Raw genomic sequence first — 14,041 nt, forward strand, 5'->3', positions numbered from 1 at the left:
GTCCAGGACTGGCCCGTGATGTCCTTCGACCCGCTGCCGAGCGGGAACAGGTCCAGCGTGTCGATCCCCTCGCCGCCATCCACCACGTCGCCATCGGCCAGCGCGCCCGCCGCGAACACGATCCGGTCGTTGTCGGCGCCGCCGAGCAGCGTGTCGGCACCCACCCCGCCATTCAGGCTGTCCGCGCCCGCGCCGCCATCGAGGCTGTCGGCGCCATCCCCGCCGGAGAGCGTGTCGTTGCCGGCCTCGCCGCGCAGTGTGTCGGCCTCGGTGCCGCCATCGAGCACGTCGTTGCCGTCATTGGCCTCGAGCAGGTCCGCGCCGGCGCCGCCGTTCAGCGTCTCGGTGCCCGCCCGGCCGATCAGCGTGTCCGCCCCGGCCGTGCCGGTCAGCGACAGGCTGCCGGTGTTGAAGCTCTTGCCCGCGAGCGACCAGAGGCCACTCTCGCCGGCAAACAGGCTCAGCCCGTTGCCGAAGCTCTCATAGGTGCCGATGCCGTCGAACTGCGACAGCAGCAGCGTCAGGCTGCCGAACAGCTCCAGCCGTTCGATGCTCGTCCAGGACTGGCCCGTGATGTCCTTCGACCCGCTGCCGAGCGGGAACAGGTCCAGCGTGTCGATCCCCTCGCCGCCATCCACCACGTCGCCATCGGCCGGCGCGCCCGCCGCGAACACGATCCGGTCGTTGTCGGCGCCGCCCAGCAGCGTGTCGGCGCCCACCCCGCCATTCAGGCTGTCCGCCCCCGCGCGGCCGAGGAGCATGTCATCGCCAGCCGCACCGCTCAGCGTGTCGTTTCCGATATCGGTGTCCGGCGAGCCGGAGAGTGCACCGTCGATCGTATCGCTGCCGCCGCTGCCCGGCAGGTTGTCGGCGCCATCGGTGCCGAAGATCGTCGACATTGGCTTCCCTCGCGGCGCTGCTCGCCACACGAAAGATTGAAACAGCTGCGCGCCAGTCACAACCAACTAGCAAGCGCACAACAGGTCAGATTATTCCCGCTGAGGTTGCGTACGCCGCACCCTGCGTTCTGTTGCGCAGCGAAGTCCCAACCGAGCGGAGCTGAGCCCCGGCAAGTCGCCGCGGCGCATCAGTGGCGCTACGTCGCGTGAGATCTACAATTCCGGCACAGAGACCGGCCGCGACGCCCGACGACAGGATCGGTGTTCTTGCGAAATACAGGACAACGGCCCCGATACAAGCTCCGCGAGATCGATCAGCTTCGCTTCGCAGCGCCTGTTCTGGAACTGCCAACGAAGCGCTATCCGCTGGCCAGCGCGGTGACCGAAGCCGGGAGCGACAGATCCAGCTCAGTCGGCGTCGGCGACGCCATCGGTCGGAATAACTGACGCCCGCTGAGACGCTGGGCCATCCAAGTCCGCTTCCCTCCTCCTCGGGCAGCCGAGCCCGGCGGCTGCCGGCTCAGCTACCCGCTAGCAGCACCTGACGCTGCTCGCCGCCCATTTTGTGTCCATGCCGTCAGCCCCGGCAGACTCGTCCCCTCCGGCTGCCGCCGGTCCAGGACCGCCTCCACGATTTCGGGCACCAGGAGCGTGAGCCGCAGCACGCGCGAGACGTAGGACGAGTTGATCTTCTCGGCGCGGCCAAGTCCTCCGCGGCGGCGCAATGCCGGATCGAGCATGCGCCGCCGCAGTTCGGTTCGCGCTGTCAAACGCTGAAGAACAGGAAGTCCTGGTGATTGACTTGCGTGGCCGCAATCCCGACGAGGACGATTTCGTCCGGACCACCGGCCGCCAGTTGGATGACGGTCTCGACCCCCGTGGCGCCCATCCGATCGGAAATTGCGAGTGCGTTCATGGCCTGCACACCGGGCCCGCCAGGTAGCCCAGTGAACTCGATCCGGTCAGTGCGATCCTCGAAGTCGTAGATCCAGTCTACGCCCCAGCCTATCGCCGCGTAGGTGAAGACGTCACGACCAGCGTCACCCCACATCTGGTCGTCGCCTGCGTTGCCCGCAATGCGATCATCACCGGCGCCACCCCGCAGGGTGTCGGCGCCTGCTCCGCCCGCCAGGCTGTCCAGGTCGACGCCTCCGAGCAGGCTGTCGTCGCCATCACCACCAGTGAGGGTATCATTGCCAGCTTCGCCGAGCAGCGTGTCGCCGCCCGCACCGCCCGACAGCAGGTCGTGCTGTTCGCCGCCAAGGACCATGTCGTCCCCGTCGTTGGCGAACACGGAGTCATTCCCGTGATAGCCCCAGATCGTCTCGGCAGCCGCAAGCCCTACGAATTCGTCGTTCTGCAGCGTCATGTGGAACCGCTCGACGCTGATGATCTGATCACCCAGGGCGATGCCCGTGTTACGGACCGGGTTCACAAGGTCCACCACAATGCCGATGGTGGATTCGAGGAACGACGTCGTGTCCGTGCCGGAGCCACCATCGATGAGGTCGGGCCCTTCGCCGCCGACGATCGAATCGTCGCCGCCCTCACCGAACAGGCTATCGGCACCGGCGAAGCCGAGCAGCGTGTCGTTGCCGTCGCGGCCATAGACGACATCGGGCACGAGCGGGTCATCCAGCCCGATGAAGGTATCGTCGAAGTTCGACAGACCGAACTGCTCGATGGAGATGAGCAGGTCGCCAGCAGCATCGCCGGTGGTCTGTGAGGGATCCTGCAGATTGATCACTACGGGCCCGGTCGCGTCGATATAGGACGCCATGTCGACCCCGGCGCCGCCATCCACCGTATCGGCGCTGGCGCCGCCGGCGAGCGTGTCGTTGCCGTCCTCACCGAGCAGATGGTCGCTGTCCGCCTCCCCGAAGATGAGGTCGTTCCCAATGCCACCGCGCAGGGTATCGGCGCCGTCCCCACCATGGATCAGGTCCTCACCGGCATCTCCGTCGACCAGGTCAGCGCCAATGCCCGCCAGCAGCGTGTCGTTGCCTTCGCCGCCCGAGACCGTGTCGGCCTCGCTCCCGGCCACGACGGAGTCAGCACTGCTGCCGCCGCGCAGCCAGTCCGGTCCCGCCGCGCCAATGAGCGTGTCGGCGCCCTCGCCGCCATCGACTGTATCAGCGTCCGCACCGGCATCGATGATGTCGTCGCCCGCGTCACCGGAGAGCGAGTCAAAGCCGGCGCCACCAAGAATGGAATCAGCCTCGCTGCCAGCATACACCGTGTCATCGCCGGCTCCGGCCTCGACTGTGTCCTCGCCAGCGCCTGCGAGGATGGCATCGGAGCCGTCCTCGCCGAGGATGAAATCACCACCGCCGCCACCGACGACCGTGTCGTTGCCGCTGCCCGCCAGCAAGCGATCGGCGTCCTCGCCGCCTTCGAGCCAGTCGTTGCCCTGACCGCCGGTGAGCGTATCGGCGCCGGCCCCACCGAGGAGCGTGTCGTTGTCGTCGCCCCCTTCGAGCGAGTCGTCGCCCAATCCACCCGCGATGGAGTCATTGCCGGGATCGCCGTTCAGCGTGTCGTTGCCTTCGCCGCCATCGATGCTGTCATTGCCCGAGCCGCCAACGACGACGTCGACACCGCCTCCGGCCAGCACGCTGTCATCGCCGGAGTTGCCCGCGATGATGTCCGCGCCCCCGCCAGCCAGGATGGTATCGTTGCCAGCTCCGCCGGACAGCAGGTCGTCCAGGTCTCCGGACTCGATGCTGTCATCCCCGTCCTGGCCGTTGATGGTCGCGACCCCCGCCCCGCCGCGGGCGGTATCATTGCCCGCGCCACCTTCGAGGCTGTCGTCGCCATCGCCGCCGAGTAGCAGGTCGTGGTCCGCCCCACCGAGCAGCGTATCGGCATCGGCGCCGCCATCCAGGGTGTCGCTGCCGTCGCCGCCCTCAAGCGTGTCGCCACCCGCCAAGCCGGAAATGCTGTCGTTGCCGCCATTCCCCTGCAGACGGTTCGCGATATCGTTGCCGACGATCGTGTCGGCACCGCTGCCGCCGACTGCATTCTCGATCAGCGAGCGCGTGTCGCCGTTGAACAGCAGGGCGTTGAAGACGTTGGCGCGCGCCGTATAGCCATTGCCGAGGTTGGCAAGCTGGCTCGTGTCGGTGACCGTCCAGCCGCCGGGGCTGAGATCGATTGAAGAGCCGTTGGTGTAGTTGGACAGGTCGTAGGTGTCGTTGCCGTTGCCGTCCCAGACGGTCAGAAAGACCCGGTTGCCGCCTGGCTGCAGCTGCGCCACGCCGTTGATCGACATGGTCCCCGTGAGCGGATCCCAGCGGTAGGTCGTGTCGCCCGCATTGGTGCTGAAGTTAGCACCGTACATGTATTGCAGAGCCGCGATGTCGAGCATCATGAAGCTCTGGGCGTAGTTAAAGCCCTGGGCCAACAGCTGGTTCGGCCCGTTCAAGGCCGACCGGTAGGTCATGATGGAGAATTCCATCGAGTTCCGGTTGTCCGGGAGCTCCGGACCATCCACGCCGGTGAGCGCTTCGCCCAGCCACTCCGGGATGTTCTCGCCGAACAGGCCGCTCTCGTGGCCATGCTTGAGGCCGAGCGCGTGGCCGAGCTCGTGCATGATGGTGAAGAAGGCGAAGTTGCCGAGCGCCGGCGTGGCGAAGGTGCCGTCGTTCTTGTACCAGGTGTCACCCAGGAAGCCTTCGCCGATCAGGATCTGCAGGCTCGGCAGCGGCGGCACGCCGAAGGCGGGTGCGTCCGTACTGTCGGTCAAGGCGAAGCGAATGGTGCCGTGGGTGAAGCCGATGTCGAGCCCGTCGCCGTCCAAGACCGGAATCAGATCGACCTCGAAGTCACCTTCGTCGACCTCCGTGAACTCCAGGCCGGATACGGCGGCGGCCGCGTCGAGCGCGAAGTTCGCTGCAATCTTCTGTGCGTCGTTAAACTCGTCGAAGTCGTTGAGGGCGATGCCGGACACGATCAAGGTGTCGCCTGCGGCAGTGGTTAGGAAGTCCTGGAGGAGATTGATCAGGCCGGAAAGCGGATTGGTCGCCACGAGCAACGCCGCCTCAATGAGGTCGACGATGCTGAGCTCGTTCTTGACCTGCTCGAGGACGTACCACCAGCCACTGTCGGGGAAGGAGAAAGTGAGGGAAGTCGTATCCCACCTGTAGCCGGTCAGCAGAGCGTCGATCTCGACATTACCCGTGGAAGCGACGGTATCCGTGCCGGCCATGACGCAGCTCTCCTTTGGTAAGGCGAATCGTCTTTCCGGCACTGTCAAAGTGTCTTGCTTGTTGCGGACCGTAGATGATGCGGCACCCGCAACGCATCACAATTACGTGCTCGACGGGCGCTGCGTGTCTATGAGGGGTCAGGCACATTCCCAGGACGCCCACCCAGCGCGTCGGCGGCCGTCATTCGCGGCCGGTGCTCAACTGGTCTGTCTGTTTGGTCCAGCGCGCAGGCACGCCGTCCAAGAGCCTCGGCAGCGTCATGCCCTCCGGCTGCCGCCCATCCAGGATCGCCTCGACGATATCCGGCGCCAAGAGCGTCAGCCGCAGCACGCGCGAGACGTAGGACGAGTTGATCTTTTCGGCCGCGGCCAGCTCCTTCACCGTGGCGTAGTGTCCGGTCTCCAGCATCCGCCGCCAGCGGAACGCCCGTGCCAGCGCCTTCACCAGGGTGATGTCCACCCGCGCCCGTGCGGCCAGCACGCCGGCGGGGGCCATGACCTTCCGGGCGCCGCCGCGGCGCCGCACCGCCAGCGGGATCCGAACCGTCAGCGTGTTGGTGGCCTCGCTCACGCCGCCGCCCTTTCCGCCTCTGCCGGCCGGGCGGCGAGGTCCCGCACCAGGCTGGCCAGTCCATCGAGCCGGAGGCGGACATCCGCGCCGTCAGGCCCGACGTCCACCCGCTCCACCAGCAGGCGCACGATCCGCGCCTGCTCGGCCGGGAACAGCTCGTCCCAGAGCGGATCCAGCTGCTCCAGCGCCGTCCGGACCTCCGCCTCGGTGCCGCTCCCGTCCTGCCGCTGCGCTGCGCGCCAAGTGCCAATGACGACCTCCGGCTGCCGCAGCAGCGCCCGCACCTGCGCCATCACCGCCGCCTCGATCTCGCCGGCCGACACGCGCGACACTGGTGGCCCGTCCGCCGCCCCGCCCTTCACCACCGACTGGCTGACGTAGTAGCGGTAGATTTGGCCCCGCCGTCCGCGGGCGTGCGTCGGCGACATGGCCCGGCCGTCACTGCCGAAGATCAGGCCCCGCAGCAGCGCCGGCGTCTCGCAGCGCGTCCGGTTGACCCGCACCCGCGGGCTGACCTGCAGCACGGCGTGCACCGCCTCCCACTGCGCCTGGGTGACGATGGCGTCGTGCTCGCCGGGATAGGCCGTGCCCTTATGCACAGCCTCGCCGAGGTACACGCGGTTTCTGAGGATGCGATACACGTCGCTCTTCGTCAGCGTCCGGCCCCGCTTCGTCGTGGCGCCCTCGGCCCGCAGCGTCCGCACCAGCTTCGTGCAGGACTCCATCTCGACGAAGCCCTGGAAGATCCGCTGCACCAGCGCCGCCTCGGCGTCGTTGACCACCAGCTTCCGCTCGCGCACGTCGTAGCCGAGCGGCACGAAACCGCCCATCCACATCCCACGCTTGCGCGACGCCGCCACCTTGTCGCGGATGCGCTCGCCGATGACTTCTCTTTCGAATTGGGCAAAGCTCAGCAGGATGTTCAGTGTCAGCCGGCCCATGCTGGTGGTCGTGTTGAAGGACTGCGTGACGGAAACGAAGGTCACTTGGTTCGCGTCGAACACCTCGACGAGCTTGCTGAAGTCCAGCAGCGCTCGGCTGAGGCGGTCGATCTTGTACACGACCACGACGTCGACCAGCCCCTCCTGGATGTCGGCGACCAGGCGCTTCAGGGCGGGGCGGTCGAGCGTCCCGCCGGAGATGCCGCCGTCGTCGTAACGGTCGCGCACGAGCACCCAGCCCTTGGCGCGCTGGCTGGCGATGTAGGCCTCGCAAGCCTCGCGCTGGGCGTCGAGCGAGTTGAACTCCATGTCGAGCCCCTCCTCGCTCGACTTCCGGGTGTAGACCGCGCAGCGCAGCTTCCGGACCGTGGCCGGCATCGCGCCGGCCGGCTTCGTCTCGCGCTTCATGCGGCGCTCCGGCTCGGGCGCAGCCCGAAGAACACCCGCCCGTTCCAGCGCGTGCCGGTGATGGCGCGCGCGATGGCGGAGAGCGACAGGTAGGGGCGGCCCTGGTACTCGAAGCCGTCGCGCGTGACGGTCACCACATGCTCGACCCCCTGGTATTCGCGGATCAGCTGCGTACCGGCGATCGGCTTGTCGTCGCTGCGCATGCGCCGGACGGTGATCTTCCCGCCGTCGAGCTGCTCGCCGAGCGCCTCGAGGCGAGCCAGCGTCTCGGGCTTCAGGCCGCCATACGCCAGTTCCTGCACCCGATACGCGAGCCGGCTCTCCAGGAAGCGCCGGTTGTAGGGCGGCGGCTCGGCGCCGAAGAGGTCCCGCCACTGCTCGCGCAGCGCGGGCGTGGCGGCGGTCTTCAGGGCAGCGAGCCGGCCCAGCACGTCGGCGGGCGGAATCGCCGGCGCCGTAAACGTCGGCGGCTGCTCGGACTTCCTGCGGGTCCTGGGCGTCATGCGGGTCTCCGGGTGGGCGGGTTCGCATGCACGCTCTGGCAGGCGGTGAAGTGTAGCGACCTCTCTCCCCGGTCCGCGGCGTCGCGGGCGAACTCCTCGGCAGTGCGGCTACGAAGCCGCAGCAGGCCGCGGGCGAGGAGGTCGCAGACCTCGCGGAGGTGGGGCGGGAGGTGGGAGGGAAGGTGAGAACTGGCACGCATGCCATCCAAATATCCGGCACCACCGAGAAGTGTCGGGGGGGCATGGAGTAATCAACCAATCCGTTAGATGGGCCGCAGATTGTATGCTGCCGCCGCGACTCGACGGAGAGGCTATGTCAACCTTCCGGCTGAAGAAGTTCACCGATCCCGACTGGCTCGCGACGATCGCGCCGGGACGCATCGCTGCCCTGCTACGGCCCTGGGCAGCCTATCTGGCCGGGCGAGGCTTCGTGCTGCCCGAGACGGACGTGAACGGCATCGACTGCTCATGGCGCCTGACGCCAAGACGCCGCCGGACCTGGTGGATGCGCTCTACTTCGTCCAGGAGACCTCCTCGCCCGACGACGTTGACGCGCTGTTGGAGGACGCTGAGGCGGCGGGGGTGCCGGTGTCCGACGCTCCGGACGCCACGGCAGCGGACATCGCGATCGACATCTGGCTTTCGAAGCCGGCGCTGCTGCAGATGCGGCATGCGCAGGCGCTTGCGGTCCGGCAGCAGAGCTTCGACTACCATGGCGGCCGGACCGGTGGACGGCGGTCCTTCCCCAGGATCGACGAGGCAGCCCGTCAGCGGATCGAAGCCGCGTTCGATGACTGGTTCGACAGCAAGATGCGGGGGCGGGGCAGCAAGTTGCTCGATTTCCGCCAGGGTCATCTGGTCTGGCTGCTGGTTCGGCATGGGGAGCGCGTGCGCCGGGAGGCGAGCCATGGCGATGACGGCTCCGCGGGCACGGCGCTGTACCGGCCACAGAAGCACGATGTCCTCGTCTACGACGAAGGTACGGACGAGATTGCCGTGCATGCTGGCACCCTTGGTGAGAAGCGCCTCTACCTGAGGACCCTGGGGGAGCACCTGTTTGGCGACGAAGCCTACTTCCCGAGCGGCCCGCGCTTCACCCTCTCTCCGCTTGCCAACGAAGGCGCGGAGGCCCTCCTGTGCAAGGACATCCCTGGCATCGAAGCAATCCGCCTCGTCGAGTACCGCCTGAATTGGGGCGGTTCGCACGGTGAGCAGGAGGTCCGGCGCGCCACCGATATCTATGCGGCAGCCGAGGCGCGGAGCATCGAGCAGCCGATCACGCGGGAGCCGGCGGCCGCCGTCTTCAAGGTGAAGTTCGCCGATTCCGCGCGGGAGCGGAGGGTGACCATCCGCAAGCCGGCGAGCGCCAGATACGAGCGGAACGATGATGGCGTGGTGATCGAGGCGTGGCTGCGCGCGCGAGGCTTCCTGGTCGGCACGGCTGCCGGCTGAGGCGCGAATGCGTCGGCTGCCGCGGTTCTGGGCGGCGCTGAACGCGATCCCGGGCTGGGCGGCGGATGGTCTCGCATGGCGCGAACAGCTCGGCGACGAGTGGCCGCTGGCCTCGCGCTATCTCCGCCCGACCGGCAGAATGGTCCTGGCAGTGGCCTGTCCATCGCCGGGTGGGGATGGTTGCCCACGGACCGTCGTGCGGCTGCCTGACGGGCGGCTGCGCGCCGTCTGCGGTGAGTCACCGCGTGCCTGCGACGACCTCGAGCTTTTGGACACGGACGCTGCCGTCCTGGCGCTCGACCGTGCGAGGCTGGCCGGCGAAATTTCGGCGGCGCTTGACGCGCCGTCGGACGGCACTGGTCCGCCGCGGCGTTCAGCGCTGGTTCCGATCGGGCGGCACGCCGTCGCCGCCGGGATCTCGTGCCCGATCGTGCTGTTACTCGGCGAGCGCGATGCGTCCCTCGCGGAGGAGGCGCTGCGGAGCACCGCGCTGGCTGACGAGCCGGGGGTCGTGGCCGTGCGAACCGCCGCGACGCTGCCGCCGGCCACCCAGGCGCGACTGCGTGCGGCAGGCCACCTGATCCTGGCCCTGGCTGATGTGCTGGGCGTCGGCGAGACGGGCCGGCTACAGACCGTGCAGCCGCTGGAGGTCATCCTGGAAGCGCCGCGGGCGCGGCTGCTGCGCCGCTTGAAGGAGCCAGAGAGGCCGCCGGTCTGGGCGCTTCCGCCGGACGCACGCTGGGGGGAGCTGACGCTGCGGCTCACCAGTGACCAGGAGATAGACTGTAAGTTCCGCGGCGATACCAGGAAGCTGACCCCCGAGATCCTGCGGATGCGCGTCTCGCGAAGTGACAAGCCGAACAAGGACTGGAGCGCACCAAGGCCGCCCCCGGGATGGACCGGGGCGACTTCGAACAGGAGCTGTTCCTCGACTTCTGGCGACGGCGCGGCGGCTTTGACGAGCGGCGATCGCCCTTCGGGGCCTTCGCCCGCCTGGTGATCGGGCACCGCGCCGCCTCGCTGGCGACGCCCACCGCGAAGGGCAAGGGGGAGAGGCAGACGGTGTCGCTCAGTGCCCCGCTGCCGGGCGAGGACAGCGGCACGCTCGCCGATCACCTCTCGACCGACTGGCGGGCGGAACAGGACGACCATGCCCTGGCGCTCGACGTCCGCAGGTTCGTGGCCGGCCTGACGCCCGCGATGCAGCGCTGCTGCGGCGCCTTGGCGACCGGCTCCGTCTCCGAGGCGGCTGCCAGCATCGGGCTGAACCGGTCGAGCATCTACGAGACCATCGCCCGGATACGGCGCCATGCCGCCGCGGCGGGGCTCGACGCCTACGTGCTGCCCCCCGGCACTTCGGCGGCCTCGCGGGTATCTAGCGGGGGAGCGACAGCGGAGTGCGCCGATGACCGACCGGGATCGGGAGGAGACCTACCTGGACCAGCACCAGCTGGCCGCACGGTGGGGCGTCAGCCCGCGCAGCCTGGAACGCTGGCGCTGGCAGAGGGTCGGACCAGTGTTCCTGAAGATCGGCTCGAAGGTCAGATATCGCGAGCGGGACATCGCTGCCTACGAGCAGGCGAACCTCCGCGGCGCGGCCGGGTAACCGACACCGCCGCAGCCGCGGCGATGAGCGACCCCGAGAACAACGTCCAGTTCCGCAGGCGCTGGTCGGAGCCGGAACCGCCGCGCCGGACGCTGCCGACGGCCGGGCGACCGCACCAGGACTGGGCGAGCGAAGTCGGGCGCGATCCGCGAGTCGGCTAGCGGCAGGCAAATACCCGTCGTGACGGAGGTGTGCGATGAGCGCCTCCGACCCCCGCACCTACCGCTTCACCTTCGGCCACCACCTGCAGAAGGACGACTGGTCCGACGTCCAGGCGCTGACCTGGTCTGCGCTGGCCGACCTCCTCACGACGCACATAGTCGGGCCCAAGGCCGGCACCTGCATCGTGCCGGCGGTCTTCTCGGGCGGTCGCCGCAAGAAGGCCGAGGCCGTGCAGATCGACGTCGCGATGTTGGACAGCGACAGCGGCGCGACGCTCGACGAGATCCGGGCGGCCGTCACGGCGCGTCGCTGGGCGGCGATCATCAGCTCGACCCACTCGCACCTGACCACCAGGACGACCGTGAAAGGAACCGACTGGCAGCGGTTTCAGCGCGACCACGGCGCGGCCGCCACGGCCGAGGCATTCCTGCTTGAGCAGAAGGACTATCTCCCGCGCATCGCGGCCGGCGCCAAGGTCGCGGCCGAGGTCGGCGAGCACGTGCTGTTCGAGCATGTGCCCTGCCCGAAGTTCCGCATCGCGATCCCCCTGCTGCGGCCCTGGCGGGCGGACGACCACCCGGACACACGGACTGCGGGCCGTGCCTGGAAGGGGCGCATCGAGGCGCTGGCCGCCGCGCTCGGCCTGTCGCACGACCAGGCCTGCACCGACGCCTCCCGGCTGTTTTTCCTGCCCCGCAGGCCGGCAGACGGGCCGCCGGCGGAGACGGCCGCCCTGGAGGGCGCGCCGTGCGACATCTTCGCCCTGCCCGATCCGCCCGATGACGAGCCGCGCGGCACCGCAAAGCGGAGCCGCCAGCGAAGGGCGCCGGATCCCGAGGAAGCCCTCGACCCGCAGACCGGCAAGGTGATCGACCTGCGGTCCTGGGCGCGGCGCCTCGGACAGCGGTTCCTGATCGCGAAGGCGCTGCGCGCGCGCCGCCCGGCTGCGCTGCTCGGCCGGACCATCGACGGCACGAAGCACCTGGTGCGCTGCCCGAATGAGGCCGAGCACACCAATGCCGGCGAGGACGAGGCGACCTTCGTCTGCGACGCCGGCTCCGGCAGCGAGGCGAAGGGCTTCGTGATCCACTGCCGGCATGCGCATTGCGACGGCCGCGACCGGCTGTTCTTCGTCGGCCGCATGCTGCAGCAGGGCTGGCTCGCCGGCGTCGACCTGACGAACCCGGAGTTCCTGTCAGGCAATGCGCCCGTCCGGCCCCTGATCCGCATGGCCGGCGGCGAAATCGCTGAGATCGTGGATCAGGCCGAGGCTGCCCTGCTGCGGGCCGACCTGGACCTGTATCAGCGCGGCCCCTTCATCGTGCGCCCTGGTCGGGTGCCGGTCACGGTCGCGGACAACCAGGAGGTCGCCGGCCTGCGCGCCATCAAGGTGGAGCCGCATGCGCTGGCCGAGGCGATGACGCAGGCGGCGACCTGGGAGAAGTTCGACGCCCGCAGCGACAGCTGGGTACAGATCGACGCGCCCGCCAAGGCCGCGTCGACCTACCTCCAGCGCGGGGGGCGCTGGAAGCTGCCGGTGTTGGCGGGGATCATCAACGCGCCGACGCTGCGGCCGGACGGCAGCCTGCTGTCGCGGCCGGGCTATGATGCCGCCACCGGGCTGCTGTACGACCCCTGCGGCACGACGTTCCCGGCGATCCGGCGCAGCCCGACGCGCGAGCATGCCGGGAAGGCACTCGCAGCGCTGAAGGAGCCGCTCGCGGGCTTTCCGTTCATCAGCGGTGCCAGCACCGCGGTCGCGCTGTCGGCCATTCTCACGGCCTGCATCCGCCGCTCGCTTCGGACGGCGCCGCTGCATGCCTTCACAGCGCCGGCGGCCGGCACGGGCAAGTCGAAGCTGGTGGACATCGCCAGCGTCATCGCGACCGGTCGAGAGGCCGGCGTGATCTCGCAGGGCAAGACCGAGGAGGAGTTCGAGAAGCGGCTCGGCGCCCTGCTCCTTGCCAGTGAGGGCGTCATTGCGATCGACAACTGCGAGACGCCATTGGGTGGGGACTTTCTCTGCTCGATGCTGACGCAGCAGGTGGTGCGCGCGCGCATCCTCGGCCTGTCCGAAGCGCCGGAGCTGCCAAGCAATGCGCTGGTGACGGCCACCGGGAACAACCTGGTGCTGGCGGGCGACGTCACGCGCCGCGCCATAGTCGGCGAGCTGGACGCAAAGGTCGAGCGTCCCGAGTTGCGGAGCTTCGCCTTCGATCCGGTGGATCTCGCAAAGCGCGACCGTGGCCGCCTGGTCGCCGCGGCGCTGACCGTGCTGCTTGCCTACTGGGCTGCCGGCCGGCCGAACCCGCCGGATCCGCTCGGGTCCTTCGAGGAATGGAGCGGGTGGGTCCGCGGCGCTCTCATCTGGCTCGACGAGGCGGATCCGGTCGAGACCATGGAAGCAGCGCGTGACAGCGATCCGCGGTTGGAGGAGCTGCGCGCCATCATGCAGCAGTGGCAGGCGGTGATCGGCTGTGGCGCCACCTCCGTCCGGGAGATCATCGAACTGGCAACCGAGTTCAGCAGCAACGGGAGCATGGGGTTTGGCGCGCCCGGACGCGCCGACTTCCGTCACCCGGACTTGCGCGAAGCGCTGCTCGCGGTGGCAGGCAGAGGCGGCGCGATCAATGGCGCCCGGCTCGGCAAATGGCTCGGCACCAATGCCGATCGGATCGTGGGAGGGCTCGTGATCCGGCGTGGATCGATGAGCACCGGCGTGCAGCAGTGGGTATTGGAGCGTGTTGCGAGCGCACGTCCGGCGGCCGCCGCCTGAAGGTTTTAGGTGGGGATCGGTGGGGTTGGTGGGGATATTTCCGCTACCCCGCGGGAAGTGTCAGTGAGTTCGTTATATCGTGTGTGCGTGTGAATGACAGTTTTTATGATAGGGCTGAAAATGCCCACCGATCCCCACCGATCCCCACCGGATCAGACAGCTCGCGCGGGGTGTTCCTGCTGCTGAGGGAGCGCAGGATGGCCGGCCACATCAGCGATGCGACGATGTTCCCGACCTACACGACCAGCCGCGTCGATGCGCTGATCCACTCCGCCCGCAACGCGCGCACGCACTCCGCGGCCGACCCACGAGCGTCCACGTCCCGCGCTGAAAAAAGAGCCGCCGTTGGATGTCGGTTGTCGTAGCGCAGCGTAGTGCATCGCAAGAACGTCGCGTTGATCCGATGATTCCCGATCTGCTAGAGCGGTTTCCGATCAGTCTGCATCGTAGCCGGCAGCGGCGAAGTAGTTGGCGCACTCCCCAGGCGTGAAGGCGTCGACGATGCGGCCGATGGTG

9 protein-coding genes are annotated in these 14,041 nt (G+C 68.7%); 4 read left to right on the forward strand and 5 right to left on the reverse strand.

Going from position 1 to position 14,041, the window contains the following annotated elements:
• From ACESM1_RS28985 to ACESM1_RS29005, 5 genes are all read right to left on the reverse strand, one after another.
• A partial coding sequence (locus tag ACESM1_RS28985) for a calcium-binding protein (RefSeq protein WP_372624699.1) occupies nucleotides 1-899 on the reverse strand: 899 nt, incomplete at its 3' end.
• 766 nt (nucleotides 900-1,665) lie between these two features.
• Entirely contained in the window at nucleotides 1,666-5,106 is a 3,441-nt protein-coding gene (locus ACESM1_RS28990) for a M10 family metallopeptidase C-terminal domain-containing protein (RefSeq protein WP_372624700.1), read from the reverse strand.
• Nucleotides 5,107-5,287: 181 nt separating this feature from the next.
• Entirely contained in the window at nucleotides 5,288-5,677 is a 390-nt protein-coding gene (locus ACESM1_RS28995; protein WP_372624701.1) for a hypothetical protein, read from the reverse strand.
• Nucleotides 5,674-7,026 (reverse strand): recombinase family protein, encoded by a 1,353-nt coding sequence (locus ACESM1_RS29000; protein ID WP_372624702.1) that lies wholly within the window; start codon nucleotides 7,024-7,026, stop codon nucleotides 5,674-5,676. The genes ACESM1_RS28995 and ACESM1_RS29000 overlap by 4 nt, the downstream gene beginning before the upstream one ends.
• Entirely contained in the window at nucleotides 7,023-7,529 is a 507-nt protein-coding gene (locus ACESM1_RS29005) for a DUF2924 domain-containing protein (RefSeq protein ID WP_372624703.1), read from the reverse strand. Before ACESM1_RS29005 ends, ACESM1_RS29000 begins: the two co-directional genes overlap by 4 nt.
• 468 nt (nucleotides 7,530-7,997) lie before the next feature.
• On the opposite strand from ACESM1_RS29005, the gene ACESM1_RS29010 reads away from it, so the two are divergent.
• From ACESM1_RS29010 to ACESM1_RS29025, 4 genes are all read left to right on the forward strand, one after another.
• Nucleotides 7,998-8,981 (forward strand): hypothetical protein, encoded by a 984-nt coding sequence (locus ACESM1_RS29010; RefSeq protein ID WP_372624704.1) that lies wholly within the window; start codon nucleotides 7,998-8,000, stop codon nucleotides 8,979-8,981.
• Between the two features lie 7 nt (nucleotides 8,982-8,988).
• The gene (locus tag ACESM1_RS29015; RefSeq protein WP_372624705.1) at nucleotides 8,989-9,981 is read left to right on the forward strand and encodes a hypothetical protein; all 993 of its coding nucleotides are present in this window, start codon (nucleotides 8,989-8,991) and stop codon (nucleotides 9,979-9,981) included.
• Between the two features lie 405 nt (nucleotides 9,982-10,386).
• A complete protein-coding gene (locus ACESM1_RS29020; protein ID WP_372624706.1) occupies nucleotides 10,387-10,587 on the forward strand; it encodes a helix-turn-helix transcriptional regulator in 201 nt (66 codons plus the stop codon).
• 196 nt (nucleotides 10,588-10,783) lie between these two features.
• Nucleotides 10,784-13,525: a hypothetical protein gene (locus tag ACESM1_RS29025; protein WP_372624707.1), complete on the forward strand. Its 2,742-nt coding sequence runs from the start codon at nucleotides 10,784-10,786 to the stop codon at nucleotides 13,523-13,525.
• The last annotated feature ends 516 nt before the right edge of the window (nucleotides 13,526-14,041 follow it).

Source organism: Falsiroseomonas sp. (assembly GCF_041690465.1).
Lineage (GTDB): Bacteria > Pseudomonadota > Alphaproteobacteria > Acetobacterales > Acetobacteraceae > Falsiroseomonas.